Raw genomic sequence first — 26,366 nt, forward strand, 5'->3', positions numbered from 1 at the left:
GCGGTGGAACCACACTGAACCCTTCCCGAACTCAGAGGTGAAACGCTGCTGCGGCAACGATAGTTTAGGGGTTGCCCTACGCTAAAATAGCTCGATGCCAGGTTTATTATCTAACTCAAACCCCCTTGCACACTTCAATGCTTGGGGGTTTTTGTTTATCCTCTATTTAGTATTTGCATCAATCAGCTATGTTCCAGTTCGAGTGTTCCAGTGTTAATGTGAGAGAATTGTATTTTACAAATTTTTGAGGAACCAGAGGGCAAATAGAAAATTTTAGAGAAAATTTTGCTGTATGTTTTAATACTGGTTCCCGTTTTTAATTTGCCGATAGGTCTCATCAAAAAATAAAAGCCGTGTAAATTTAGAAAATTTCACGGCTTTTTAGTGTGGTGTAAGGAGACTTAAGTAATTATCATTATAAATCTATTGGACTATTAGCGATACATACGTAACGTAATTTGTAACAAAATTGTCCTTTTATGAGTTGAAGTAGTTGCAATTTTTAATTGTCTGCCATTTTTCCTGGCTTTAGAGTAAAGCACCACTACAACTGGAACCACAGCCCGCAGTACAACCGTAGCAATAAGCAGCAGTTTGCACTTCACTAATTAAGTCTAAACTACCAGCTTCTAGCAATTTGGCAACTGTCAGGGTTTCACCGTTACTGGTTTTCGCTGGCAAATTCATCATCTGGTTAAAGTCACAATCATATACATTACCTAGATAATCAATTGAAAGTTCATCGCGGCACATTAAATGTTCAATGGTACTAGGATTAAAATGCGATTCTAAAAACTGCAAATAGCTGGTGTACAGTTTTCTTCGTTCTAAATGCATTTTAGTTCTACCAACTGGCAGATTGGTAATGGTGAATAAGTTATTAAATACAATATTAAAATGTTCTTTTAAAAACTTTTTGTAGTTTTGTTCTAGGTCGCTCTGTTCTGGAGCTAAAGAAAATTTTCTCTCTGTAGGTAACTGAGGATTAAATACCAAGTCTAAAATTAAGTTTGGCTCTTTCCCATAGCCGAGTTGATTAAGCCACTGCAAAGCTTTTATTGAACTATCAAAGACACCAGTACCACGCATTCTATCAACATTATCTGATAAGTAGCAGGGAAGGGAAGCCACAATTCTTAGTTGATGTTTAGCAAAGTATTCTGGTAAATGACCAAAACCATTTTCAAAATAAATGGTTAAGTTAGACCGGACAATTACTTGCTTACCCGTTAACTTTGCTGCTTCTATCAGAGGTTTAAATCCATAGTTCATTTCGGGTGCACCACCAGTCAAATCCACAATTTTTATTTCTGGAAATCTATGAATTAATGAAATCAATTGTTCACAAATTTCTGGGGCAAGTTCTTCTGTACGTTTTGGGCTAGCTTCGACGTGACAGTGCGTACAAGCGAGGTTACAGCGCCTACCAAGATTAATCTGTAAAACAGTAATTCTTTTTTTGGTTAAACCAGAATTAATTTTGTGTTTAAATTGCGTTACAGATGTATCTATTGTATTTGTTGATTGAGTTTGCATTCTTACTCCTTAAAGACGACTAAAATCTATTTAATATTTCTAGCCCTGTAGTAATCTGTAGGTTATTCCACCAAGAACTGCGGCAGTAGGTAAAGTTAAAATCCAGGATAAAAATGTTTGATAAAAAATATGAATATTAGATTTTTTACCAATCAATCCAACTCCAAAGATAGAAGCAACTGAAAGGTGAGTGATGGAAACTGGAAACCCAAAATGATTAGTTGTAATCAATAGAATTCCCGTTACTATATTTGCTGATAATCCTTGAGTACGATCCATTGAGGTAATTTTTTCGCTCATTGTGATTGCTACTTTTTGGGAGTTGAGTAAGCCGCCAAGTGCCATTGCGATCGCAATGGTAATCATTGCTCCCTGAATCGAAAAATACTCAATAATCAAAATCAGCGACACAATCTTGGGGGTATAATTCAACCCTCTAGCAAAACTAATAATTCCAGCGCTAATAAAATGACAAGTATGAATCATTTTCTGGCTTATTAGTAAGTTATATTTGTAGTTGATATAACTAGATAAACTGTAAATTAGTGCTCCTAATAAAATAGCAATAATTGGACTGAAAAACAAAGGTAAAACAAAAGAAGCTACCAAAGCCGCAAAATTAACTTTGAGTCCGATCGCTACTAATCCAGCACCAACAATAGCACCGATTAAACTGTGAGTTGTGGAAATAGGAAATCCCATGAAAGTGGCAATGAGTACAGTTAAACCAGCAGCGATCGCCACTGCTAAATGAAACTCTGGTGCATTGGCGATCGCATTTGGCACTAATCCTTTTCCGGAAAAAATTTTAATTGATGTACTTGCTAAAAAAGTTGCAGTCACAGCACCAGCAAAAGTTGTAAAAGTTGACCATAAAATTGCTGTTTGATAACTGCATGTCCGACTACCAAATAGCGTTGCCACACCTTTAAAATTATCATTTGCGCCATTAGAATATGCTAAAAAAAGCGTAGCTAAAAATAAACTAATTAACAACATTTTAAGATTTCTAAATAAGAAGCTGTAATTCAGAATGTTATTAGTCAAATATTAAAGTTTTACATTCATTTTTTCAGGCGCACAGAATTATTCTGAATTGTGAACGGCAGTTGCTCTACTTGAGGAGCCACTGCGTTAAACGGGTTTCCCTGCTATTTCGGTGGCAGCGTTACCAAAGTATAGCAAGTGGTGTCAGAACCCTACTTATCCGCCACTAGCTCCTCCTGACAACTAAATTATTAAAAAATTAACAGCAACCACCACCGCTATAATGCCAAGTGGAATCGGTAACAATTATTTCTCCTGGCTTAATAGCTGCTAATTTACCAGCAGTTTTATCGCACACGGCTGCGGGAATACCTCGTTGAAGTAAATGACCTGCTAAATCATCAAAGAAGGGTTCAGAACCAGCGTAAATTGCTGTTTTACCTGTGAAAATACAAGCGCCATCTTCTGGAATCGCAACTTTAAAACAAACAGAATCCAGACTTTCTAAAAGTAGGTTTTCTTCTAAATTATAAGTCTGAGAATCTAGTAGACGATAAGGACGACGCGCACGAATTTCAACTTGACCAAAGCCAGCATTTGTAATTTGTTCAGTATACTCTTCATAGGTAAGCGCTCCTGATAGACACATAGCTCTGAGTCGCTCATCTTGCTGGAGATGTACTGGAATTGAACGAGTAGCAATTGGATCGCTCATCTGCAAGCGTCCACCTGGTTTTAATACCCGATGCGCTTCTTTTAAAGCACGAGTTAAATCTTCTGGTTCAAAGATGTTGAAAAGACAATTCTGTGCGACAATATCGACGGTAGCATCAGCAATAGGTAAGTTGAAAGCATCGCCTTCCCTGATTTCTACAAAACTGGTGTCAAACCAAGGATTTTGTTGGGCAGCAATTTCTAGGTTGCGTGCTGCGGCTTCTCGCATAGCGGCAACTGGTTCAACGGCAATTACAGCACCTGCATAACGGGAAAAATAAGCGAACTGCAAAGCTTCTAAGCCACCGCCAACACCAACATACAGCACAGTCGGCTGGTTTGCTAATTCTGTCGGGTGAACAGTAGTACCACAACCATAGTTCATTTCCTGCATTGGCAAAGGAATTTTTAATCCTGGTAGTTGCAGGGGTGTACTTTGCACGCAACAAAGTCCAACTTCTGGGGTTTGGGCGACTTCGCGGTAAAATTGCGCTGCTGTTTCTAAATAGGTCATGCCATTTGAGATTTTTAATGATGACAGCTTTGTGCATCCTAATATAATTAATTCCCAGTTGCATGAGTTGTTGCTGAGATTGCCAAAAAGCCCAAATTCTCCTAACATAGAAAAATTTGGGTTTTTGAATTATTTAAAACTGGGAGTGGGGAAATAGGGGGCAGAGGAAGCACGGGTGACAAATGCTCAATGTCCGCTAATCACACAATGTGTAGCCAACACCTGTGACGGTTTGAATCAGGCACTTTTCGTTATTTGCTTCAAGTTTTAGCCGTAGGTAGCGGATATAAGGGTCGATGACGTTGACATCACCCATGAAGTCGTAACCCCAGACTTCTTCTAAAATGCGATCGCATGTAATTACCTGTCGCGGATGGATCAGAAAATATTCCAGTAAATCAAATTCCTTAGCCGTTAATTCAATTAACCGCTGACATCGGTACACTTGGCGCGTGCGACGATTTAAACTCAAGTCTTCAAATTCTAAAATATCTGCGGTGTCTGCTTGATGTCTTTTTCGCAGGTGAGTGCGGACTCTGGCTAATAATTCATCAATGCTGAAGGGTTTAACTACGTAATCATCAGCACCAGCGTCTAAGCCTGCAATGCCATCGCTCACTTCATCTTTGACGGATAGTAATATGATTGGCACTTCATTACTAATACTTCGCAGACGACGGCAAATTTCCAACCCTGACAAACCAGGCAGCATTAAATCTAAAATCACTAAATCTAGATGCAATTCCCGTGCTGCGGTCAGTCCAGTTAATCCATCGTAGGCGATGCTAACTTGATAACCTTCATAATTCAACTCGGATTCAATAAATCGTGCCAGTTTGACTTCATCTTCAATCAGTAAGATGTGCGTCATGATGATGTTAATGATTTCAGCAGGGTACGGTAAGCAACAATCCGGTTTGGAAACACTGTCTTCGAGGTGTCAGCTACTAAATAGCCAGACATCTAATTAGGTGTACGCTAGCTTAGTATAAATCTGAGGGAGTAACAACCGTAAATCTGCAATTACCGATAGCTGCTAGATCAAACAACGATACCATTAACTATTAACAATAGGCTGTGACATCTTCACCGCATTCATCGGCAAGATAACAGAGCGCTCTAAAACGCAATCCAACAACTTGTTCGTACAGAGGATTTAATTTACACATTGGTGGAATGTGAAATAGCTTGCGACCAAACACAGTGATATCTCGTTCAAATGGACACTGAGCAGGAATAGCTTTACAGAGGAAATGGGCCAATTTAGAGTTATGAATTTCTAAGGTTTCCAACCACTCGCGGACTGGGTGTAATAGATCTTTGTGTAACCGGATTTGAATAAAGCTTGACATAATTACTCTCCTTGATATTTTTAAAATAAATTGGGTTTCTTTTATTTGAACCTCTATGAATACATACGGTGGGGTTTAATAGTTTTATGCAGCGATCACTGGTTTTTTAGTTTTCCATTAGACATAGCTAAACTCTCTAGGAACACTGTTAACTACACATTCAACTGCCAAAATTCCAGATAATTTGCCGAGGTGAGCATAAGTATTTTGCCAAACGTTAGGCTAGATATTGCCGGACTGCAAAGCTATAGTTAACCAACTTCAAAGGAGGCGCAGCCACTTACCTTCAAAAAGCATCGGGCTTTAGGTAAACTGCGAAAGCTAATGACCTATGACTTTCTGAATAACAAAAAGTTCCTTTTCGATCGCTGGGCGCCAAGCTACGATTGGCTGTTTCCTTCGGTGTTTTATCGAGCCATCCACAAACGCTTGCTAGAGTACGTCAATTTACCAGAACGAGCTAATATACTCGATATTGGGTGTGGTACTGGACGCTTACTTGGACGCCTTGCCACTAAATTCCCAAATCTGCGGGGCACCGGATTAGATTTATCTAGTAATATGTTGCGGATGGCAAGACTGACCAACCACCACCATCCACGCTTGATTTTTGTTGAGGGTAAAGCTGAGTCTCTTCCTTTTGCTGAGGGTCAGTTTGATGCTGTTTTCAGCACTATCAGCTTTTTGCATTATTTGGAACCTCAACAGGTGGTTAGTGAAATAGCACGGGTACTTTCTCCCGGTGGATACTTTTATTTGGTTGACTTTACTTCTAAAAAACAGGCAGAACCTCAACTATTGCCAATTTCTCCCCGTGGGATTCGATTCTACAGCCCTAATCAACGTCAGGTTCTAGCTTCCTCTGCTGGGCTATCGTGTTTGAGTCATCATTATTTGTTAGGACCTGTGTTGCTAACAATTTTTACAAAAATTTCATGAAATCTATTGAAAAAAGCTGCTTTTAAACTCGTAGAAGCTGCTTTAAAAGTCGCAAAAGTTACTTTAAGAGTCACAAAAGCTGCTTTAAAAGTTACAAAAGCTGCTTTAAAAGTCGCAAAAGTTACTTTAAAAGTCATAAAAGCTGCTTTAAAAGTCACAAAAGCTGCTTTAAAAGTCGCAGAAGTTAGTTTACAAGCCAGTTTTCTGATTACAAAGAAGTATATAGGACTACTTTTGATTTTTCAAAAGATACAAGGGTGCATTACACTAAACGCTAGCGCACCCTTCAATTTCTGATGGCGATCGCATGAATCCACGGATGCAAAAAAATCCAAAATTTCAGGACTTATACCAATTCTGTATGAAGGTGCGCCATATATGAGGGACGTAAACGCAAAGCGGCAAGACAGAGGCTACTGCTAGGGGGGATCTATAGTTTCAGGCTTGAGTACTTCAATTTATTCTCAATTCTGACTCCTGAATTCTTTTTTCATAAATCAATTTTCATCTTCAAAGAGATTCCGCCAACTCGGTTAATTGTTTCGCTACCGAGGACAACTTCAAAACCTAATCTTTTATATAAACCAAGGGCAGGATTTGTCGCCCTAATGCTGAGGGATACTGACGGATAAGATGTTTTGGGTGCTGTTAATAAATGTTTGAGTAGCTGTGTGCCTATGCCTTGATTTCGATATTCAGGGAGAATTGCTATTGCTAATTCGGGAATGCGATCGCTAATATAACCATATCCTTTATTTTCACCTGTCAATAAACGCAGCCATGCTGCTCCTACTGGCTGATTAGTACTTTCTAAAATAGCAACAAAGCCACTATCATCTTTCTCTCCCCAATTTTTGACATATTTTGCTAAATCAGGATGATTCATTACATCCTGCACTGTCAAATTACCTTCCTTACTCAGATGCGCCGCTTCGTAAAGCATTTGCCAGAGAAAAGACTCATCTTTTTGTGTCAGTGGACAAATAGAATAATCGATCATCTTTTATCATACGAACTTGCCAAAGTTAATTTTATTTACAATTAAAGCAGCCACATAATACCAATTTGAATAATGATTACAACACCAAAAGCTTGCCCTGTAAATTTTTTCCAATCCAAAATCAAAATCTAAAATCCAAAATCCAAAATGGTATTAGTGCTTACGAAGTAAATAATATTATCTCAGTTAACCTAGTATCAAACCCTGCTTCAAACCTGCTTTTGTCAACATTAAAATAATTTACTCAGGGGAGTGGATAAACCATCAAGACTGACCAGATTTTTCTGTTGTTGATATTCTCTAACTCCCTGTTCGCCTTTTTTACTAGCCCAGTTTACTAGAGTTGGGCGCTGACCTCGATACTCATAGAGCGGTACACCAAAACCACAAGAGGTCTGTACTCGTTGGATATCAGCGACGATAATTTGACGAGTTCCAGGTATTTCTGGAAATAGATGGTATAGTGAGTTCCATTCTGGAGAAGTCGGTAAAATTGTATTTCCTTGACCGTAAAGGCGCAAAATACAAGCAGGTTCTTCAAAAGCGCAAAACATGAAAGTAATTCGCCCGTTTTCTTCTAAATGCGCGGAAGTTTCGTTACTACTGCCTGTAAGATCTATATAAGCTACTCGCTTAGGAGAAAGGATGCGAAAGCAATCCAAACCTTTAGGAGACAGGTTAATATGACCTGTAGGACTTAACGGTGCAGAGCCAACAAAAAAAATGTGTTGGGCACTAATAAAGCCTTGCAGTTCTTCAGTAATACACTCAAAAAATTTAGCCATAGAATGTGTGATTTCTATTTGCAAATTCCTCATGTTCTCAGCCTATGTCCAAGCTAAGAATCTAGCAAGGCCTATTTGCCAATATCTGATGACAAGGAGGTTCTTGTGCGAGTGGGAAGATGTAGCTTTAGCTTCCCACAGGGTGGGGGATAAGGGAGGTGGGGAGTAGGAAGCGCGTAGAGACGCGATTAATCGCATCTGTATCGAGTAGGGAGTGGGGGGGATGAGGGAAGTGGGGAGTGGGGAGAAGTATTATTATTTTATGTAACGACTGGCCATTTGCAGGGCGTCGGCGATATCCACATCACCATCGCCGTCAGTATCTAAGAAGGAATTGAGTACAGGATTCCCGCCAGTTTGGGGATTTTGAGCGTTAGCGCCTGATTTGAGAAAATTCAATACTAAAGGTACTGCTAAAGGCAGCAATTGTCGAACTATACCAGCATCTAACCCTGTGCGTTGAGCAGCAATTTCAGCTACTTGCTGTTGTATACCAGCAGAAAATAACGAATCAACTGCTTGGGGGTTGGGAGAAGTACCAGCATATTCATTAACTAGAGTTTGTGCGGCTTCATTACCATCTGTGGCTTGCTTGTGTTGTAAAGCCGAACGAACTTGACCACCCACAATTGACAAAACTGATTGGATGGTAGAAGGATCTGTACCAGTACGATCGCTCAGTTGATTTACAGTGTTAATAATACTTCCTAGTTGACCTAAGCTACCCTGTTGATTGGGATTAGCGACAGCACCGAGAATTTGATCGAAAAGTCCCATAAGTTTGTTTTTCCCTTTGTTCTCAAAAACCTAAAAGTAGCTGGAAAATAGTCTTGACTGATGAATGATGACTCTTGAGTGCAAGAAATTTTGACACACAGCTAGAGACGTAGCACTGGTACGTCTCTAGGTTTTGTTGATTATTATGAAGAAATCAGCTTTCAAATACTAGTACCCCAAGGTGGAAAAATGTAGGTGGTATGTCTGTGCTTAGATGCGAGAAATTGGCAGAGTGATAGCAAATTCTGTACCTCTATCCAACTCAGACTCGCAGCTGATTTTACCTTGATGTTTTTCTACCACGATCTGATATGCGATCGCTAGCCCCAAACCAGTACCAATCCCTCGTGGTTTAGTGGTGAAAAAGGTTTCAAATATTTTGTGCAAATGTTCTGGTGAAATACCACAACCATTATCTGCAATTCTTACTATCACCCAATTATTTTGACAGGGTTCTGTGATAATAGTAATTTCGGGTAAAAATTGTGGATTGTGGGCTGCTTTTTCCTCTACAGCATCGATGGCATTACTTAAAAGATTCATAAATACCTGATAAAGTAAACCTGTATAGCCTGGAATTGTTGGAATTTCTCCATAGTTACGAACAAGGCTAATACCATTTTTCAGGCGATTGTTCAAAATTAATAATGTACTCTCTAGACAAGCGTGTAAATCTAATAACTGTGCTTCGCCTTCATCTAAGCGAGAGAAATCTTTTAAACTACGGACAATTTCTCGTGTGCGGTCAGCCCCAATTTTGATTGAGTTAAAGAGTTTTGGTAAATCTTCTAATAAAAATTCTAAATCAATTTCTTCTACTAAAGTTTGCAAAGTAGGTGAAGGTTGAACTACTTCGTCCTGATATGTTTGCAGTAATGCTAATAAATCGTCAGTATAAGTTTTTGCATGTACGAGATTGCCAGAAATGAAATTTATAGGATTATTAATTTCGTGAGCCACGCCAGCCAACATCCGTCCTAAACTAGACATTTTCTCACTTTGAATTAGCCTTGCTTCGTTCTCGGCTTGTTGTTCTGCTAAAAGCTGCTTCACTTGTTGGATCAACTGATTAAGAGAGTTAGCTAATGCACCAACTTCATCTTCTGTAGTTATAGGTGCTTGCAAATCAAAATTGGCTTCTTGGGTAACTGTTTGGGCAATCTTTGTAACTGCATTAATGGGTCGGGCGATGATACTACTTGTATAAAAAGCAAGGATAGCTGCGATCGCCACTGAGAACAGCATACTACTAATAATAATCTGAGCTTGTATTAACCCAGCCTTTTTTTGAGCTATATCAACTTCCTTTTGATCTTCTTGAACAGTTTTGGCAAACTCAGTTAACTCATGGGCAAATTGATAAAACTTCAAAGCATCCTGACTTTGACTGAATTTCGAGATTAATTGTTGAGCTTTTAACGCTCCTTGTGGCTGGGAACTTAATGGCAAAATTTGTCGAATTAGCAACCTCAGTCGCTCAAAATACACGGCTATCGAGTTATCATGCTTAATCAGCAAAAGGTGTAAATCTGCTTGGAAATGGGTTTGGCTAAATTCTTGTGCCTGAGAAAGCAATGTTTCGGCTTCAGCCAAATCGGTCTTAAAATTAGATATCCCTCTTTGCAAAGCTTGTGGCTGCTGTAAAAAAGGCACTATTTCTTGCTGGTGAATTTGTATTTCTAACAGTTCTCCTTGTAAAGTACTTAACAAGCTTCCTTCCTCATCTGCCAAGACCATTTTTTGTCTAGCTTGTTGGAAATAGCGATCGCCTATTACCAATCCTGCTGTTGTACCCAAAACTGCAATTCCTAAAGCTAGTCCGTACCCACAAACAATTTTTTGCCGAATACTTAGCTGGTGAAATAGTTGTTTAACCCAGTTAGAGTATTTTAATTTAGGCGTGGCAGTCATGGTATAACTCGTTGTTGAATTAACTAGGGAGTGGGGAGTAGGGAAATAAAGAGATAAATCACCAGCGTCGGCTTTTGCAAAAGTCACTTCGGAGAAATGCGGTGAGTAAAAGCAAATTTGATACAAAATGCGCTCTTAGTTTATCAAAAGTTGCTTTTTCTACCCTGGTTAAAAATACTGAAAGTATAATTTAAGGGCGTACAGCTGTACACTCTCAATTTCCCAAGGAGATGTTAAACGTACATTTTCAAAATCCCTTAGTTGCGTATCTGGCTCATAGATACGCTCCACTTTGCCTTTAGTATCCCGAAACCAATCTCAAACACGAGCATTAGGTTCATTTGTAGCTTAACGTTCCTTGAGAATAACCTCAATGCTGAGTTGTTCTTGAAATCTGCGCTGTTGCTCCTCTCACCAGCGAGAATAATTTGGATATCTTGAAAATCAAATATTTTGTTGTTCCCTTTTATACCATGTTCAGCTAATGACTTATGATTACCGCATCTGTGCAAAAATCCCAAAAGCCTTTTCCCCCAGCTAAGAGTCCTCTAAATGATAAGTCTTTAGACGCACATGATATTACCTGCTAAGTAGGTCGGTGTTGAAAATTGTCCTTATGACAAGGCACGAGGCAGAGGGCAGCTATGCTGAAGGGAAGAGCTTTTTGGAAAACTTTACTTTTCGTTACATATTTTGGTTTTTTACGCTGTTCTACTTATATCAAAACCCCAATTTATTGAAAACGTAAAAGCGATCGCTCCTAGCATCAACCAAAGGTGCAATCGCTTTTATTTTTGTTCAATTTATCTGGGCGATGGTAACACCACTCCCGCCATCTGCTTGTTCTGCGGCTTCGTAGCTGTTAACTCTCGGATGCTGGTGCAAAAAGGCGTGGACGCCTTGGCGCAATTTACCAGTTCCGTGCCCGTGAATAATCCATATTGGCCCTGTAGCTTCCGAAATAGCTTTATCGAGAATCAATTCCGCATCAGCTACCCGCTTACCACGCAAATCAACAGTATTTCGCGAGGTGCGAATTGCCGGGACATTTTGCGGTGGTGGTGTGACTGCGGCTGGGGCTGGTTTAGGTTTGACGACTGGTTCGGCTTTTTGCCCATCTAAAGATTCTACATCTTGCAACTTCACAGTCATTTTCATCAGCCCAAACCGAACGCTTAATTCTCCATCGGCGTCAGGTGCGGTTAACACTTCTGCTGTCTGTCCCAGTTTGGGAACGCGGATGCGATCGCCTACTTTCGGCATAAACCCAGGTTTTGGTTTTGCTGGGGTTGCTGGCTGATATTGCTGGGCAATTTGATTTAATGCGTTAGTTGCTTGCTGGGCGTCTTGGGCTGTGGGCGTACCTTTTTGCAGGCGGCGGATCACCTGGGCAATTTCATTTTTTGCCTGGGCGATCGCTTGTTGCACTGCTACTTCCTGTGAAGCCCGCAAACTGCTTTCCCTTTCCTCCAAGGCCGCAGCTTTAGCAGATACTTGTTTATACAAACGTTCCGCTTGCTGCAACAAATTTTGAGCTTCCGCAGCTTTAGTTTCCTGGCGGCGGCGTTGGGCTTCTAACCCAGCAATTACTTGATTAACTTCATCTGTTGCCTCTCCTACTTGGCTTTTCGCCTGTTCTACCACTTCTGGTTTTAATCCTAAGCGCAGCGCAATTGTTAAAGCATTAGAACGCCCTGGTATCCCCCACAACAAACGGTAAGTAGGCGAGAGAGTACTTTCGTCAAATTCTACAGAGGCATTTTCAAACCGCTCATCATCATATTTCAGGGCTTTGAGTTCGCCAAAGTGAGTGGTGGCAATAGTTAGCTGGGCGTGATTAGCGAGATATTGCAACAGGGCGATCGCCAGGGCGCTACCCTCGGCTGGATCGGTACCTGCACCGACTTCATCGAGTAGAACTAGGGATTGGGGATTGGGTATTGGGGATTGGGGATTAGGAAGTTCTCGATCCCCAGTCCCCAGTTCCCAGTCCCCAGTCTCCAATGCTTCCAAAATCCGACTAATCCGCCGGATGTGCCCGGAGAATGTCGATAAACTTTGCTGTAAAGATTGTTCATCGCCAATATCTGCCAGCACTTTGTCAAACCAAGGAATTTCCACTGGTTCGCGGGCGGGGACAAATAAACCCACTTTGGCCATCAATGCTGCTAACCCCAGAGTTTTTAGGGTAACAGTTTTACCACCTGTATTTGGCCCGGTAATCGTCACTACCCGAATGTGAGGACTGATGAGTAAATCCACGGGAACTACTAGCTGACCTTGTTCGTGTTGTTGCTGCCACACTAACAGGGGATGCCGCAAGTTCCGCAAAGTAATCATTTCATTTTCTTGCGGCTGGATGAATCGCGGGGGGTTGGCTCCTAACCAGTAACTATACCGAGATCTAGCTGTTGCTAAATCTAAAGTGGTGACAATTGCTAACAACCTTTCCAAATCTGGTTTGACTGCGGCTACTTGCTCCGTCAAAGCGCGGCGAATTGCTTCTTCTTCTGCTTGCTCTCTCCTGATAATTTGCCGCAGTTGGTTGCCCAGAGGTACTACAGAATTCGGTTCGATGTAGAGCGTCGCACCACTGGTGGAGGTGTCGTGAACGATACCAGGGATGGCGTCTTTTTGGGGTGCTTTGACGGGGATTACATAGCGATCGCCCCGTTGGGTAATAATCTGTTCTTGAACTGCGCCAGATTTGGCTTGTATTATATTTTGCAGCTTTTGGGTAATTTGCGTGCGTAATCGCCGCAAATCTGTGCGAATTTCGCCGAGTTTTTGACTGGCGCGGTCGGTTACCTGCCCGCGTTCATCAATACAGCGGTGAATTTCCTGTTCTAGTTCTGGGTAAGTCCGCAAATCGGCAACCAAATCAGTGAGTATTGGCAAATTTTCCTGATTGTCAATGACACGGCGCAAATTTCTTGCACCAGCCAAGGTGGTGGCGATCGCTAAAAGTTCATCTCCTGCCAAAATTCCGCTGCGTTCTGCCCGTTCTAGGGAATCACCAATATCTTGAATTCCCTCAAATGACAGTCCTGTAGTCAGGCGACTTTCCAGCTGATAGACTTCTTTGGTTTGCTCTAATAACTGTTCGCTTTCTGCCTGAAAATCAGGTATTTTCAGATGACGCGCGGCTATAACACCCAATTTAGTTGCCGCGAAGGTGGAAAGGTGCTGGCACAGACGATGCCATTCTAATAGTTCTAAGGTTTCAGATTGGATCAAGGCTTCAAAGTCTAATCTGAAACTATGGTAACAATTCTAGCCCCTTGATGGCTAAATCTTAAAGGATAAAATACAGATGTTCACTGATGCCAAGGCGCTCTCAATAAGTAAGCTGTGGCGCATTTAAGTTGCACATTTTTTCGTCTTGGCTGTTTGTTGACGGTTGGCAGTTAACTTTTATACATTTAAATATTGAGCCACGCTGTGTTAGTGCAACGTGGCTCAATATTTAAAATATGTTTTAAAAGGCTATTTTGCTGTCCTGTAAATACCTCAAACCTTGAATTTTACTAGCAATTGGCTGAGGTCTTACCTAAGTTTTAAAACAACCTCTAAGTAGGGCGACATCACCCTCACTCCCATTGCCACCGGCGAGTATATTACCCTTTTCACCAACCAAATGTATAGTTACGCTCTCTGCTGCATTAGTTAAAAGAATTTCGCTGAATTTTTCTGCCATTCTGTTTAGTACCTCTATGAAAAAATTAACTCGCTACTCTTTGTTTTGGAGTACACCCCTCTCTAGCCCTCTTCTTACTAAGAAGCTAGGGCATACGCATTGCTCTCACACAATGCAAGACATCGTGCGATCTCCCATTAAAAAGGGGAATTTTAAAAAGTTTTTGTCCCCGTTTTTTAGAGCGTTTGGGGGGATGAAAAGCCTGTGGGGCAACTCTGAAAGACTTGTGTATACCCTAATTTTTAAGAAAGGAGAGATGTACACAGGGCAAGCGGGGTACTTATAGCACTCTATTAACTTGCAATCTGTTGTAGTTTTATTTTTCTTCTTACGAAAAGTTTTAAATATCAAGAATAAGATTGATTAATTAGCTTTTAGTTAGTCAATCTTTTCCGATACAGAAATAAATTCTCATATTTTTAGTAAAAATGCAAGGACAGTTAAGCAATTAATTAAAAAGACAGTTAGGATAGGACAGTTAAGACAGTTAAGCAATTAATTAAAAAAACTGAAGGAAGTTAAGATATATTCCTTACAATTCAAGGCAATAGACAATTTATTAAGAAATAATAATGCTAAATTTTTGTCCTAAATCGTGTTGAAAAATACAATTTTCTCTCTAGCGATCGCATGAAAATTAATTTTTTTATATCTCAAGAAAGAAAAATTAAGTGAAAGCTTAAATTTTTTTAAAAGCTAAAAAATCCTATTTTAAAATCAACTCTAAATATTCTCTAATGAGAGTAATAAAAGAGGATTAAAACTAAGCCATTGCTAAATTGCACAGTCACTCATTCTGTTAGCTGTTGACGGTTAACTGTCAACCGTCAACAAGCAATGCGAAAAGAGATGATGCTGCTTTAAATGCGCGATCGCCAGTATCAAGAAGCAGTAGGCTGATTGTGATTTGTTTTTGCCATATTTGAGCCAAATATCCTCAGTATCGTAAGTTTTACTGATTACAAACTTAAATACTGAGATTAGGCTTGGTTTGAATATTGATTTAGTTATTTGAAGCAGAAACTCTATGGGAAGCTGGAAAATATTGCCTTTGCTGTTAGGTTTAGGTTTGGCGTTAGCTCCTCAAATTAGTGTGGCACAAACGGTAGAGGAGTTGGAACAACAAGCCTCATCTGCACAGGAAGTAAAAAATTATGAAGAAGCCGCTAATATTTGGCGGACTTTGATTAAACGCGATTCCAAGAATACCTCTGCCTACGTCAAACTAGCAGATATATTATCTTACCAAGGCAAGATTGCAGACACCATCGCTGCTTATCGCCAAGCTTTGCAACTAGCTCCCGATGCCGAGGTTTACCTAAAATTAGGGGATTTCCTGGCAGAAAAGGGACAAATCATAGAAGCGATCGCTGCCTTACGAGAATCTATCAAATTAGATAGCAAAAATGATACCACGTATACAAATTTAGGCAACCAGCTAATCGCAATCGGCAAGACAGAGGAAGCGCTAGCTGCTTACCGCCAAGCAGTTAAACTTAAGCCTGAAGCATATAATTACAATACTTTAGCTGAAGCCCTATTCAAAGCAGGCAAACGAGAAGAAGCGATCGCAGCTTACCGCCAAGTCTTAAAAGTTGATGAAAGTGGTTATTGGTCTCCTTACGCTTACAATAAGCTAGGTGAAATCCTCGAATATCCCGAAGCAGTAGCCATCTATCGTCAAGGGAGTAAAAATAACCCTGAAGATGAAGTTTATTATCAAAAGTTAGCTGAATTATCATTACAACGTGGCTTTGTCGATGAGGCGATCGCAGCCTACCGCCAACTAATTAAAATCAAACCTGAACCTTCAACATATGTAGACTTAGCTGACGTGCTGGCGATCCAAGAAAAATACGAAGAAGCGATCGGTTTTTATCGCCAAGCCGCTACCCAAGATGGTAGTGATTATTACTACAACAAACTCAGTCAAGCACTAGTTGAACAAGAAAATTTAGATGAAGCCCTGGCAATTTGTCAAAAGGTAGTCAACATTGGTGAAGGCAGCTATGACACCTGCTCAAGTGTCAATATGCTACTTTACAAACAAAAAGGGTTTAGTGAGGTGATGGAATTTTATCAGTCCTTGGCAAATGCGATTCCACGCCGCAAAATGGCTGAACTTTACATCAAGCTAGGCAAAGAGATCGCCTATGATGAATCTGGCGATCGCTCAAAACAAGAAGCGACAAAGATTTTTCGAGAAGCATTAAAAATAGATCCAGAAAATGCTGAGGCTAAAGAAGCCCTCAACGATTTAATTGCTTATTAGGTTTTGGGAACTGGGGACTGGTGACTAGTAGTGTACCAACCCAAAATTGCTATGTGGAGGCAAGCAATGGACCAGGGGAGAAACTTGCAGTAAGTCTTTCCCCCCTGCCCCCCTGCCCCTCTGCCCCTTTGCTCCTCTGCTGACCACAACGCAAAGTTTCCTTGGCAGACTACTAGGGACTGGCCATTGGGGAGGGGTAAGCGTGGGGAGTGTGGGAAGAATTCTTTCCCCTGTTTCTTCCCCATCCTCTCATATGATGTCCGGGTAATCGCTTACGATAAAAGTAGCGAGTGCAAAGATGACTAATGCCCAAACGAATTAGTGTAGCCAGACATCTTAGAGATTTCCCAAGGGCTACATTTAACATTTTTGCCATCTCCGTCACCTGAATTACAGCCCGCACAAAGGCTGTGGACGCTAGTGGATGAAGCAATTTAATCAATCTTTTAATACACTTCATGAATTGAATTAGAGGGTGTCTTATTTCATCGCTGTCAATCTTTACTTCAACAGCAAGATTTAATTCACCGGTTAACGGGTTTTCATTGGTGGCTTCAGATTGGAGCTTAATCGTAACTAATTACCCGGACATGATATGAATTCATGTTTTTAAATTTCCTAGACAATAAAGATTTAAGTCAATTAGAGAATAAATTTCTATTAATCAAGATATAACCTAGCGTTAATTTTTGCTCATTAGATTGTATGACAAACTGAAAAATTTTTGTCTAGTTAATTGACCTAAATAGCAAACAAGCTTTTGTTAATAACAGGTTATTGACTATTCAAAAACTGTGGCATTTCACGTCAAGAATTGATGGCTTTTTCTGTCAGTAATCAAGATTTGCCTTTACGAGATTTTTTATGTCACAAGAGAGGAGAGTTTAGTGTCTACATTCAGTCGCAGACAAATTTTAATCTTTTTTGCTGGCAGTGCTGGTGCTGCTGTGTTGGGAGACACCATTCTAGATGGTATTTCTAATGTTGCAGGAGCAAACAATACGCCACTGAGCTTTACACCAGTGCGCTTACCCCATACGCTACCTGTTTATCAACAGCAGAAAAGTTTCTTGCCAACTGGAATTGGTCAGGGACAGGTAATCAATACATCTGCAAATGCGAAGTTAAATAGCTACAACGTACTTGATGACGTGGTAGTGCCACCAGAGTACGAACGTTATGTAATTGTCAGCTGGGGCGATCGCGTATTTCCCAACAGCGATGATTATTTCGGCTACAACTGCGATTATACAGGTTTTATACCCCTTGGTAGAACCAATGACATCGGTTATTTGTGGGTCAATCACGAATACGTCAGTTTTCCTTTTTCCGATCTAGTACCGGAAGCTCCAGCTGATGTTAAAGGATTGCCTACCACTTTTGAATCAGTAATTGGCTGGGCTTTACCTACCACCAGAGGCCTTGAATTTGACGGCGAAGCTTTATATAACTTAGGCGGTTCCATCGTCCGGATCTCCAGTCGTAATTCTAATAACCGTTATTCTGTGGTTAAAGGCGATCCGAGAAACCGCCGCCTTCACGGTCTTTCTGGGTTGGGAATTAATAGCCAAAGAACTGATGAATATAAAAACGTTACTTCTTGGGGAAGTCGCAGCTACCAAAAAGGCGACCAAAACTATTTAATCGGAACTGGCCCAGCGGCCACCCAAGTGTTTAACCTCTCCTCTGATGGACTAGGTAACAAAATTATTGGCACTGCCTATAACTGTTCTGGCGGTACAACTCCTTGGGGAACTATTTTAAGTGGTGAAGAAAACTTTCAAGGAAGTACGGCATTTTTCGTTGGTGTCACAGAATCAGTTAACCCTAATGGTACTCAAACAGGTTATACCGATGGAACTACAGGTAAAACCTTCGGCTTAGTTGGCGAAAAATACGGTTGGATTGTAGAAATTGATCCCGTTAATCCAAACTTCCGCCCTCGCAAACATACTTGGTTAGGTCGTTTCCGCCATGAAAACGTCGCCATCCGTGCCGAAGCTAAAAAGCCATTAATTGCCTACATGGGTGATGACAGACGTGGGGGACACACCTGGAAATTTGTCAGTGCAGGTACTATTTCTTCACCAACCAGTAAAGCCAACAGTAGTTTGTGGGAAAGTGGTACTTTATATGTTGCCCGTTACAATCCAAATGGTACGGGCCAATGGATACCCTTAAATTTAAACACTCCCACCAATCCCATTCCGCCATCGGTGATTTCTTCTGTGGAGTTTGCCGCTTTGGGTTCGGCTCAAAGAAATGGTCTTTTACCACTACCAAAACGCAATGGTGTTGCAGGTCAAACCACAGATGGTGGTTCCCTCCCAGTCGATCGCACCAATGAAGCAACAATATTACCTGCTTATCAAGGTAAGAAACTATCTGACTTCTACACTTCCCAAGGTGCTATCCTCGTTGATGCTTTCTTAGCAGCCAACTTGGCCGGCGGTACTCCCACCGCACGTCCAGAGGATATAGAAGTACATCCAACTACCAAAGAAGTATTCATTGCCTATACTGATGGTGCGCCGGGAGGCGATGGTTATCCAGATTCGCGCATTTTCCAAGTTGCCAAGTTAAGTACAGATCCTAACGCGACTCAACAATCTGGAGGACTATACAAGATTATTGAAGATAGTGCCGATGGTACAGGCCTAACTTTTAAATGGCAGAGATTCGCCCAAGGTGGAGAAGCCGGATCGATTTCTGGTGCTGGTTTTGCCAATGTAGATAACCTAGTCTTCGATAATAAGGCAAATATTTGGGGTGTGACGGATATGTCTACCGATACTCACAATGGTTTTGGCCTTGGTGTTGCTGCAACTCCAACTACCATCAATCACGCAGTTAGTGGTAATGTTTCTTCCTTTACCGGGGTTTTCGGTAATAACTGGCTATTCTACATTCCTACTACTGGTAGTCATGCCGGAGAGGTAATACCTTTTGCTCATGGGCCAGTGCGTTGTGAGATGACAGGCCCAACTTTTGTTGGAGATACTCTAATTATTTCCGTACAGCATCCGGGTGAAAATTGTCCGATTAATGACGGAACAATACTCAGCCGCGAGATTGAATTACTGGATTTGAATGGTGTTACATTTAATCAGGCTCGTACTGTACCTCGTGGCAGTAGTTGGCCAAGTAACATCTCAAGCAATGACGGTGGTAAGGCTCAACCTAAAGGGCTTCCCAAACCATCTGTAATTGGCATCAAACGTAAGAATCCTACTGGTAGTTTTACTTAATAATATGAATGTAGAGACGTTATCATTTAACGTCTCTACGTTAATTTTCACGCTAACTTTAGTTTGTTCCTCCAAATACTTTTTTCTTGCGCTTCATCCCCAACGCCATAGCACCAGCGATCGCTATACCACCAACAGTCATCGGTTCTGGTACTGGTGTACTCTTAGTGTAGGTCACTGTACCCACCTCTGTTGTAGATAACAAGTCAGCACTGAGAATACTATAAAATTTTGTTCCCCCTGTATTTGGATTACCAGGATCGTTACCAATAAAAAATTGATCTTCAACTAAATAACTCAATCCTGATAAATTACCATTTGTAAATCTGACTGCGGGAGATATTGGGTAATCAAAATCACTTGTTTCTGTATACTGAGTACCCAAGTAGTTAAACAAAATCGATAATCCATTGCTAACCCCTAGAGTTTCCTCACCTATTCCGGTTAAGGTCGAGTCATCATACTGAAAAGAGCCAAAATATTGACCGGGATTATCGCCAGATGTCGCATTCACGGTGAAACCGTAATTAACCAAAGCAGCTTGTGTTGGTTTAGCAACAGCAGCCACTGAGATGGCAACTGCAAAAGCAGCAACGCTAATATCTTTAGCTAATTTCATTAGAAAATGCTCCAAAGCTCAAAAATGAATAATTGTGTAATTTCACTTAAATAAGCTTTGAACCAATGTGTATAGGTTAAGAAATAATAAACAAAAGATGATCTTAGTTAAATCTTCAAGTTCGTTAGCTATATATAAACCTTGTGTAAACTTATTTTAATATTTACAGCAGATTATGTTGATATTTGAAGCTTAATTATCAACAGTTGTTGACAGCAAAGTTCTTGAAAGCAAAAAATATTTTGCATTAAAAATATTGAGACGTTCAAAACCAAATCAAAAAATATTCCATCGCTTTATTCGCAAACTGCGATCGAAACTATGACTGTTGAATTGTGAGTTCTGTTAGCGCAGCGAGGCCTAGCCTATTCTGGCTGCAAACTCCTCCTATCGGTTGTTGCATGAATAAAATATATCTGGATTAGTTTCGATATAATAATGACTCATTGTTTGTTTTCTTTCCTAACTGGAGAAATTAATGGGTCGCGCCAAAAAGGTTGTTCTGGCATATTCTGGCGGAGTAGATACTTCTGTTTGCATCCCCTATCTGAAGCAGGAATGGGGTGTGGAAGAGGTAATTACCCTAGCAGCAGATTTAGGTCAGGGAGATGAGTTAGAGCCAGTCAGAGAAAAAGCTCTCAAATCCGGTGCAAGTGAATCCTTAGTAGCGGATGTTAAAGACAGCTTTGTTAAAGATTACGCCTTTGCAGCAATTCAAGCCAACGCTCTTTATGAAAATCGTTACCCTCTAGGAACTGCCCTTGCCCGTCCGCTAATTGCCAAGGTATTAGTAGAAACAGCCGAAAAATACGGTGCTGATGCCATCGCTCATGGTTGTACTGGTAAAGGTAACGATCAAGTCCGCTTTGATGTGTCTGTTACCGCCCTCAACCCCAACCTGAAGATCCTCGCACCAGCCAGAGAATGGGGAATGAGCCGCGAGCAAACCATCGCCTATGGTGAAAAGTTTGGTATTCCCTCACCAGTCAAAAAATCTTCTCCCTACAGCATTGATAAGAATTTGCTCGGTCGAAGCATTGAAGCTGGTTTACTCGAAGATCCTTCATTCGAGCCACCAGAAGAAATCTATGAAATGACCAAAGCGATCGCTAATACGCCCAACGAACCGGAGTACATCGAAATTGGTTTCCATCGTGGTATCCCCACCAGCCTCAATGGCGTAGCCAAAAAGCCAGTTGAGCTAATTGAACAACTCAATCAGCTTGTAGGAAATCACGGTATTGGGCGGATTGATATGATCGAAAACCGTCTAGTAGGCATAAAATCGCGGGAGATCTACGAATCACCCGCGATGTTAGTCCTAATTCAGGCACATAGAGATTTGGAAAGTTTGACTTTGACAGCAGATGTTACCCATTACAAGCGTGGGATTGAAGAAAGTTATAGTCAAATAGTTTACAACGGTCTATGGTACAGTCCACTCAAAGCAGCACTAGACGCTTTTATTCAAAAGACACAAGAGCAAGTATCTGGAACTGTGCGCGTGAAGTTGTTTAAGGGTAATGCCACCATCGTTGGACGCTCTAGCGATAATTCCCTCTACAGTCCTGATTTGGCAACCTACGGAGCCGAAGACCAATTCGATCACAAAGCTGCTGAGGGCTTTATCTACGTTTGGGGGCTACCAACTCGCATTTGGTCGCAGTTAACAAGAGGTTAGAAAGACACAGAGAGTGGGTGACGCGGTGACGCAAAGAGTGTTTGTGATAAATTCTGCGTATATCCGCATTCTCTTTCCCCGCGTCCCCGCGTCTACTCCCTCACTCCTCACTTCCCACTTCTTTAACTTGACGAGACTCTAGCCATACTGGCACAAAAATTAAACCAGCCAAAATCAGTAATGCTACGATCGCAAATTTACTCACCCAAGCAACCAATTGCTCTAGGGAAATAATTTTGCCAGCAAAGAAAGCTAATGTCACCATCAAGCTAGCCCAAGCAATTGCTCCTAAAAAATTGTATAAAAAGAATTTTCTGAAGGGCATTTCAGCTACCCCAGCTAGTGGCGCAGCAAAGACCCGCAATAATGCCAGAAAACGTCCAACAAATACTGCTTTTGCACTATTTTGACTAAATTGCTCTTTAATATTCAGCAATCGCACTTCCGAAATCCGAAAGATGCTACCAACTTTTACCAAAAAAGACCAGCCACTAGCTCTACCAACCCAATAGCCACAAACTCCGCCAATTACAGCACCCATAATTGCGTCACCGAGAACCAGCCAGAAATTTAGTTCGTCGCTACCAGCTAAAAATCCGCCCACTAGGGTCACGGTTTCGCCAGGAACAGGAATGCCTAAATTTTCTAGCAAAATTCCCAAAAAAATAGCCCAATAGCCGTAGTTATGGGCGACTTCCTGGATGTTTTCTAGTGAAATGAACTCTAAAGACATCCTGCACCGCCGTGTTTACAAATTTTTACTTTTACTATATCTTTGCTTGTTTTTGGCTAGGGTGTCAATCAAACCGCTACATAGATTTATTGACTCATCTTAGCCTTGAATAATTCATATATTATAATCTATGGTTTTTATTAAGTTTTGACTATTAACTATAATATTTCTAGCATTCGCTACCACAAAGTCATACTTTTGTAACAAGTAAAGAAAAGATTTATAAAAAATTTATAAATCTCTGGTTAAATTATAAAAATTTCGTAAAAGATACGGTTGATACCGAATTTGTTAGGCGCTTATGCCTATATTGGGGAAAGTTATTACAAATTATACGACATGAATACTGAAGAAAACTCTGTCAACTTCTAGGCTGAAATTACCTAAATATCTGGGTAAAACAGTGATTTTGCTGTTGAAAGAGAAGACGTATTTATGTCTTTTTTCGGTTTTTTGTCAAGTGTTCCAACTACCCTGTTAAATTCATGACTCTCACACAAGAACTTCAAGTGATTTTATTCAAACCCCAAGCAAGCATCGATTTGCAAGGTGGCATGGCTTTGAGCGAACAGATGGCTGGAGTCGTGCCCCAACCTCATCAACTCTGGGTTATTGACCTGGCAGAAGTTAACTTTATGGATAGTTCTGGTTTAGTTCCTCTAGTAAAAGGGTTGAAAGCTGCACGTCAAAGAGGCTGTCGTTTAGTTCTATGCAACGTGCAAACTCCTGTAAGATTAATTTTGGAACTCACACAGTTAGATTCAGTGTTTGAAATATTTGATACTTACGAAGATATCTTTACCACTGATAAAGATGAGACTCTGGTGCTAGCAGGCTAATATATAAATCTATCTGAAGAAGGATGGTGGAGTCAAGCGATTTTGCATTTATTTAAACTTTTTGTGCATCCTCACATCGTCAAAGAAAAAAGTCTGGTGCTAGCAGGCTAATTTTCTATTTTACCTAAAGAACAATGTTGAGGAAAACTCATAGCTTCCGAGCTATTGATGTAGTACCGGAAATGACCAAAATCGGTCACAACAGATGCAATTGTTTCTCGGACTCCCCAGCCTCTTGAAAGCACGGATTTTAAACTACTCTCAGACGATGTTTGAAAGGTGGTGTACCTTCATATTAACATTCCTGCGAAGGAGCCTAAAAAAGGGGAATCGAATCTAAAATCCTCCTGTTCCTCCTTTTGAAGGAGGAAGGTAGGGTAAATCTAAAGAAAAGTTTTTGATACATCAGCTACTAGTTTTCAAACATCCTCTTTTAGGCATTTTGGGGAGTTGAAATTTGAGTTTGTTCGGATGTAGGACGAGGAAAATTTGGCAAATCAATGCCGCTGTGACTAGCATTGCGGGTTTTGATTGCTAAACGGTAACTTACACTTTGCAGTTCCGCCTGTAGTTGGCGGTTTTCTCGTTGTAGCATTGCGACTTTTTCTCTGACTGGCGTCATACGCTCCTCAAACTTACGACGGTAAATTTGAGGTAGTTCTTGTACTACTTGCTCCAACATCCGAGTGCGATCGGTCAGTTCTTGGACTGACTGTCGCAATTGGTAAATTTCCAAGTCACGAGTTGTAATTTGCTCCTGGTAAAATGCCACCTGCTGCTCAACAGCTTGGAGTTGTTCTTGCAAAGCTTGTAACTGAGTGTTATCGCGTTCAACTTCCGGCTGGTGGGGCATAAAACTAGTATTACCTTTTACCAGCCGGAAGAGTTCTTGAGATAGCTGTTGTACTAATTGATCGCGAAGTTGCAACTCTTGGCGTAGTTGCGATACTTCCGTAGAGAGAACTTGAATGTTTGATGTATTAGATTGACTCACAGTAGCTTACCGCTCCCATTCAGAATCTTGTCCAGTCTTAGGTATAACTGCGGGAGTACTACCTTTGGCAAGTATTTGTTAATTTAGCATTACTAACCAAGTTACTGGTAAATAAAAAAACAAAATTTTATTGAATGGGATTGGGGATTGGGGACTGGGGAGATGAGGGAGTGGGGGGGGGAAAGATTTCTTCCATATCCTCCCACACCTCCCACCCCTCCCACACTTGCTGCTTGCCCCATGCCCTATTTCCTATGCAGTTGCATTTGCAGCTACTTTGGCAGTTTTATCCTCTTCCAGTTCCTGCTTAATTGTGAGATAGCGAATCACGTCTTCACTCAAGCGCATGGCGCGTTCATATGGAGCGATCGCAGTTGCAGGTGCGGTGTAGTTAAATTGGATGTAAATGCCATCGCGGTGTCTTTTGATTTCATAAGCCAGACGACGTTTACCACGATTTTGAATTTGGATATCCTCGGCGCCTTGTTCGCGCAGCAAATTCTGATATTTGGTAATTGCTTGCTCTACCTGTTCGTCTCCTAAATCAGGACGCAGGATGTACATTGTTTCGTAACTTGTGGTCATATTTTTTAGTCTCCTTATGGACAAAAAATGGCTGCTAGTGTCAATCTATACTTGATTTTTATTTAAAATACTAGTATTAATCAACATCTGAAGCAACAAGGAACTATAATCTTACCAGTTTTCAATTTGAATCATTAGCCAATCTGCCGAACTTTGGATTTCATTTCTTGGATGTCCCTATTGAAATACTAGGTCGCTCACCGGCCCCAGATTTCTTTAGCAAGTAAGAATCCAGCTTTTGGTGTTCGCCAGCAAATTGATTCAGCTATCAGCGCCTTTTTCAAAGGGCATCTGTAGCGATCGCTTTTTTGCTCAAGGCTCAATCGGTTCGCCAAAAAGCTAACTGAGGATTGCTACTACTCGCTTACAGGTTTTAATGAAAGACAAAAGGATATCGATCGAGGTTATGGCGCAGCGCTATGTACGAATTCAAAATCAAGAAGGACAAATTTACTATGGGTTACTACAACCCTCCTTCAACGTCCAGGTGCTAGATGCTCCGCCCTGGTTACAAGGGCAACCCACTGAATTAATTTTAACGCCAGAAAACTACCAAATTTTGGCTCCCTGCGCTCCATCGAAAATTGTGGCAGTGGGGAAGAATTACGCGGATCATGCCGCAGAAATGGGTACTCCAGTACCTTCTGAGCCACTAATTTTTCTTAAGCCACCCACGTCGATTATTCCGTCTGAGACGGAAATTAAATATCCTCCCCAGTCGCAACGAGTAGATTACGAAGGAGAGTTAGCATTAATCATTGGCGATCGCGTTTTTGACTGTACACCAGAAATCGCCCAAACTAAAATTTGGGGCTACACCATCGCTAATGATGTGACAGCGCGGGATTTACAAAAACAAGATGGTCAATGGACGCGAGCCAAAGGTTTTGATACTTTTTGTCCTTTGGGGCCTTGGATTGTGCGGGAATTAAATCCAGGTGCGAGATTGCAGACTTTTCTGAATGACGACGCCAACCCAGTCCAATCTAGCTGTATCGATCGGATGGTATTTCCGCCGGATGTTTTAGTGTCTTATATCAGTCAGGTGATGACGTTACTACCGGGAGATGTGGTGCTTACAGGAACGCCAGAGGGTGTTAGTGCGTTGCAACTGGGCGATCGCGTCCGTGTAGAAATAGAAGGTATCGGCCGCCTGGAAAACACCGTAGCGACCCGTTAAGGA

23 protein-coding genes, 1 rRNA gene and 1 pseudogene are annotated in these 26,366 nt (G+C 41.1%); 9 read left to right on the forward strand and 16 right to left on the reverse strand.

The features are described 5' to 3' along the window. A 5S ribosomal RNA gene (gene rrf / locus H6H03_RS42295) occupies nt 1-103 on the forward strand; the annotation flags it as partial. A 425-nt stretch (nt 104-528) separates the two neighbouring features. Here rrf and arsS read toward each other — a convergent pair. The 5 genes from arsS to H6H03_RS33605 all read right to left on the reverse strand — a co-directional run bounded on the left by arsS (nt 529) and on the right by H6H03_RS33605 (nt 5,103). Further along, nucleotides 529-1,536 (reverse strand): arsenosugar biosynthesis radical SAM (seleno)protein ArsS, encoded by a 1,008-nt coding sequence (arsS, locus tag H6H03_RS33585; RefSeq protein ID WP_190959356.1) that lies wholly within the window; start codon nt 1,534-1,536, stop codon nt 529-531. A gap of 39 nt (nt 1,537-1,575) precedes the next feature. Then, nucleotides 1,576-2,535: an inorganic phosphate transporter gene (locus tag H6H03_RS33590; RefSeq protein ID WP_190959357.1), complete on the reverse strand. Its 960-nt coding sequence runs from the start codon at nt 2,533-2,535 to the stop codon at nt 1,576-1,578. Nucleotides 2,536-2,782: 247 nt separating this feature from the next. Next, nucleotides 2,783-3,751: an arsenosugar biosynthesis arsenite methyltransferase ArsM gene (gene arsM, locus H6H03_RS33595; RefSeq protein WP_190959358.1), complete on the reverse strand. Its 969-nt coding sequence runs from the start codon at nt 3,749-3,751 to the stop codon at nt 2,783-2,785. A 196-nt stretch (nt 3,752-3,947) separates the two neighbouring features. Further along, nucleotides 3,948-4,622 (reverse strand): response regulator transcription factor, encoded by a 675-nt coding sequence (locus tag H6H03_RS33600; RefSeq protein ID WP_190959359.1) that lies wholly within the window; start codon nt 4,620-4,622, stop codon nt 3,948-3,950. 193 nt (nt 4,623-4,815) lie between these two features. After that, nucleotides 4,816-5,103 carry a Mo-dependent nitrogenase C-terminal domain-containing protein gene (locus H6H03_RS33605; RefSeq protein WP_190959360.1) on the reverse strand — a complete coding sequence of 96 codons (288 nt, stop codon included), beginning with the start codon at nt 5,101-5,103 and terminating at the stop codon, nt 4,816-4,818. 324 nt (nt 5,104-5,427) lie between these two features. Here H6H03_RS33605 and H6H03_RS33610 point away from each other — a divergent pair, with 324 nt between their 5' ends. Both H6H03_RS33610 and H6H03_RS33615 read left to right on the forward strand, forming a co-directional pair. Beyond that, on the forward strand, nt 5,428-6,042 hold the full coding sequence (locus tag H6H03_RS33610) for a class I SAM-dependent methyltransferase (RefSeq protein WP_190959361.1): 615 nt from the start codon (nt 5,428-5,430) through the stop codon (nt 6,040-6,042). A 6-nt stretch (nt 6,043-6,048) separates the two neighbouring features. Further along, entirely contained in the window at nt 6,049-6,339 is a 291-nt protein-coding gene (locus H6H03_RS33615) for a hypothetical protein (protein WP_190959362.1), read from the forward strand. A gap of 193 nt (nt 6,340-6,532) precedes the next feature. Here the strand turns inward: H6H03_RS33615 and H6H03_RS33620 are convergent, their stop codons facing one another. From H6H03_RS33620 to H6H03_RS33640, 5 genes are all read right to left on the reverse strand, one after another. Continuing rightward, nucleotides 6,533-7,042: a GNAT family N-acetyltransferase gene (locus tag H6H03_RS33620; protein WP_190959363.1), complete on the reverse strand. Its 510-nt coding sequence runs from the start codon at nt 7,040-7,042 to the stop codon at nt 6,533-6,535. A 230-nt stretch (nt 7,043-7,272) separates the two neighbouring features. Continuing rightward, nucleotides 7,273-7,827 (reverse strand): pyridoxamine 5'-phosphate oxidase family protein, encoded by a 555-nt coding sequence (locus H6H03_RS33625; RefSeq protein WP_190959364.1) that lies wholly within the window; start codon nt 7,825-7,827, stop codon nt 7,273-7,275. A gap of 255 nt (nt 7,828-8,082) precedes the next feature. Continuing rightward, nucleotides 8,083-8,604 (reverse strand): DUF937 domain-containing protein, encoded by a 522-nt coding sequence (locus tag H6H03_RS33630; RefSeq protein ID WP_190959365.1) that lies wholly within the window; start codon nt 8,602-8,604, stop codon nt 8,083-8,085. A gap of 210 nt (nt 8,605-8,814) precedes the next feature. Then, nucleotides 8,815-10,515, reverse strand: a complete 1,701-nt coding sequence (locus tag H6H03_RS33635) for a sensor histidine kinase (RefSeq protein ID WP_190959388.1) — start codon at nt 10,513-10,515, stop codon at nt 8,815-8,817. Between the two features lie 798 nt (nt 10,516-11,313). Next, a complete protein-coding gene (locus H6H03_RS33640; protein ID WP_190959366.1) occupies nt 11,314-13,752 on the reverse strand; it encodes an endonuclease MutS2 in 2,439 nt (812 codons plus the stop codon). Nucleotides 13,753-15,239: 1,487 nt separating this feature from the next. Here H6H03_RS33640 and H6H03_RS33645 point away from each other — a divergent pair. Further along, a complete protein-coding gene (locus H6H03_RS33645; RefSeq protein ID WP_190959367.1) occupies nt 15,240-16,484 on the forward strand; it encodes a tetratricopeptide repeat protein in 1,245 nt (414 codons plus the stop codon). 172 nt (nt 16,485-16,656) lie between these two features. On the opposite strand, the gene H6H03_RS33650 is transcribed toward H6H03_RS33645, so the two are convergent. Further along, on the reverse strand, nt 16,657-16,917 hold the full coding sequence (locus H6H03_RS33650; protein ID WP_190959368.1) for a hypothetical protein: 261 nt from the start codon (nt 16,915-16,917) through the stop codon (nt 16,657-16,659). On the opposite strand from H6H03_RS33650, the pseudogene H6H03_RS42155 reads away from it, so the two are divergent. Next, a pseudogene (locus H6H03_RS42155) lies at nt 16,821-17,054 on the forward strand (IS630-like element ISAva6 family transposase); the annotation flags it as partial. The gene H6H03_RS33650 and the pseudogene H6H03_RS42155 overlap by 97 nt on opposite strands. 317 nt (nt 17,055-17,371) lie before the next feature. Continuing rightward, on the forward strand, nt 17,372-19,732 hold the full coding sequence (locus H6H03_RS33655; RefSeq protein ID WP_190959369.1) for a PhoX family protein: 2,361 nt from the start codon (nt 17,372-17,374) through the stop codon (nt 19,730-19,732). A gap of 58 nt (nt 19,733-19,790) precedes the next feature. Here H6H03_RS33655 and H6H03_RS33660 read toward each other — a convergent pair whose 3' ends face one another. After that, nucleotides 19,791-20,351, reverse strand: coding sequence for a PEP-CTERM sorting domain-containing protein (locus H6H03_RS33660; RefSeq protein ID WP_190959370.1), 561 nt, complete (start codon nt 20,349-20,351; stop codon nt 19,791-19,793). A gap of 478 nt (nt 20,352-20,829) precedes the next feature. Between H6H03_RS33660 and H6H03_RS33665 the strand changes: the two genes are divergently transcribed. After that, a complete protein-coding gene (locus tag H6H03_RS33665; RefSeq protein ID WP_190959371.1) occupies nt 20,830-22,032 on the forward strand; it encodes an argininosuccinate synthase in 1,203 nt (400 codons plus the stop codon). Nucleotides 22,033-22,132: 100 nt separating this feature from the next. Here H6H03_RS33665 and H6H03_RS33670 read toward each other — a convergent pair whose 3' ends face one another. Then, nucleotides 22,133-22,765: a DedA family protein gene (locus H6H03_RS33670; protein WP_190959372.1), complete on the reverse strand. Its 633-nt coding sequence runs from the start codon at nt 22,763-22,765 to the stop codon at nt 22,133-22,135. Between the two features lie 485 nt (nt 22,766-23,250). On the opposite strand from H6H03_RS33670, the gene H6H03_RS33675 reads away from it, so the two are divergent. Continuing rightward, nucleotides 23,251-23,604 (forward strand): STAS domain-containing protein, encoded by a 354-nt coding sequence (locus tag H6H03_RS33675; RefSeq protein WP_190959373.1) that lies wholly within the window; start codon nt 23,251-23,253, stop codon nt 23,602-23,604. Between the two features lie 433 nt (nt 23,605-24,037). On the opposite strand, the gene H6H03_RS33680 is transcribed toward H6H03_RS33675, so the two are convergent. The 3 genes from H6H03_RS33680 to rpsF form a co-directional block, all read right to left on the reverse strand. After that, nucleotides 24,038-24,598 (reverse strand): Npun_F5560 family protein, encoded by a 561-nt coding sequence (locus H6H03_RS33680; protein WP_190959374.1) that lies wholly within the window; start codon nt 24,596-24,598, stop codon nt 24,038-24,040. Between the two features lie 101 nt (nt 24,599-24,699). Beyond that, nucleotides 24,700-24,840, reverse strand: coding sequence for a hypothetical protein (locus H6H03_RS33685; RefSeq protein WP_190959375.1), 141 nt, complete (start codon nt 24,838-24,840; stop codon nt 24,700-24,702). 10 nt (nt 24,841-24,850) lie between these two features. Then, entirely contained in the window at nt 24,851-25,183 is a 333-nt protein-coding gene (gene rpsF / locus H6H03_RS33690; RefSeq protein WP_190959376.1) for a 30S ribosomal protein S6, read from the reverse strand. Nucleotides 25,184-25,589: 406 nt separating this feature from the next. On the opposite strand from rpsF, the gene H6H03_RS33695 reads away from it, so the two are divergent. After that, a complete protein-coding gene (locus H6H03_RS33695) occupies nt 25,590-26,363 on the forward strand; it encodes a fumarylacetoacetate hydrolase family protein (RefSeq protein ID WP_190959377.1) in 774 nt (257 codons plus the stop codon). Nucleotides 26,364-26,366: the final 3 nt, after the last annotated feature.

The sequence above is a fragment of the Nostoc paludosum FACHB-159 genome (assembly GCF_014698835.1).
Taxonomy (GTDB): Bacteria; Cyanobacteriota; Cyanobacteriia; order Cyanobacteriales; family Nostocaceae; genus Nostoc; species Nostoc paludosum.

Coding starts and splice junctions, on each gene's coding strand:
- arsM (WP_190959358.1), bottom strand. CDS start 3,751: ATGACCTATTTAGAAACAGCAGCGCAATTTTACCGCGAAGTCGCCCAA.
- H6H03_RS33645 (WP_190959367.1), top strand. CDS start 15,240: ATGGGAAGCTGGAAAATATTGCCTTTGCTGTTAGGTTTAGGTTTGGCG.
- H6H03_RS33625 (WP_190959364.1), bottom strand. CDS start 7,827: ATGGCTAAATTTTTTGAGTGTATTACTGAAGAACTGCAAGGCTTTATT.
- H6H03_RS33630 (WP_190959365.1), bottom strand. CDS start 8,604: ATGGGACTTTTCGATCAAATTCTCGGTGCTGTCGCTAATCCCAATCAA.
- H6H03_RS33670 (WP_190959372.1), bottom strand. CDS start 22,765: ATGTCTTTAGAGTTCATTTCACTAGAAAACATCCAGGAAGTCGCCCAT.
- arsS (WP_190959356.1), bottom strand. CDS start 1,536: ATGCAAACTCAATCAACAAATACAATAGATACATCTGTAACGCAATTT.
- rpsF (WP_190959376.1), bottom strand. CDS start 25,183: ATGACCACAAGTTACGAAACAATGTACATCCTGCGTCCTGATTTAGGA.
- H6H03_RS33685 (WP_190959375.1), bottom strand. CDS start 24,840: ATGGGGCAAGCAGCAAGTGTGGGAGGGGTGGGAGGTGTGGGAGGATAT.
- H6H03_RS33635 (WP_190959388.1), bottom strand. CDS start 10,515: ATGACTGCCACGCCTAAATTAAAATACTCTAACTGGGTTAAACAACTA.
- H6H03_RS33610 (WP_190959361.1), top strand. CDS start 5,428: ATGACCTATGACTTTCTGAATAACAAAAAGTTCCTTTTCGATCGCTGG.
- H6H03_RS33605 (WP_190959360.1), bottom strand. CDS start 5,103: ATGTCAAGCTTTATTCAAATCCGGTTACACAAAGATCTATTACACCCA.
- H6H03_RS33695 (WP_190959377.1), top strand. CDS start 25,590: ATGGCGCAGCGCTATGTACGAATTCAAAATCAAGAAGGACAAATTTAC.
- H6H03_RS33620 (WP_190959363.1), bottom strand. CDS start 7,042: ATGATCGATTATTCTATTTGTCCACTGACACAAAAAGATGAGTCTTTT.
- H6H03_RS33665 (WP_190959371.1), top strand. CDS start 20,830: ATGGGTCGCGCCAAAAAGGTTGTTCTGGCATATTCTGGCGGAGTAGAT.
- H6H03_RS33660 (WP_190959370.1), bottom strand. CDS start 20,351: ATGAAATTAGCTAAAGATATTAGCGTTGCTGCTTTTGCAGTTGCCATC.
- H6H03_RS33600 (WP_190959359.1), bottom strand. CDS start 4,622: ATGACGCACATCTTACTGATTGAAGATGAAGTCAAACTGGCACGATTT.
- H6H03_RS33675 (WP_190959373.1), top strand. CDS start 23,251: ATGACTCTCACACAAGAACTTCAAGTGATTTTATTCAAACCCCAAGCA.
- H6H03_RS33590 (WP_190959357.1), bottom strand. CDS start 2,535: ATGTTGTTAATTAGTTTATTTTTAGCTACGCTTTTTTTAGCATATTCT.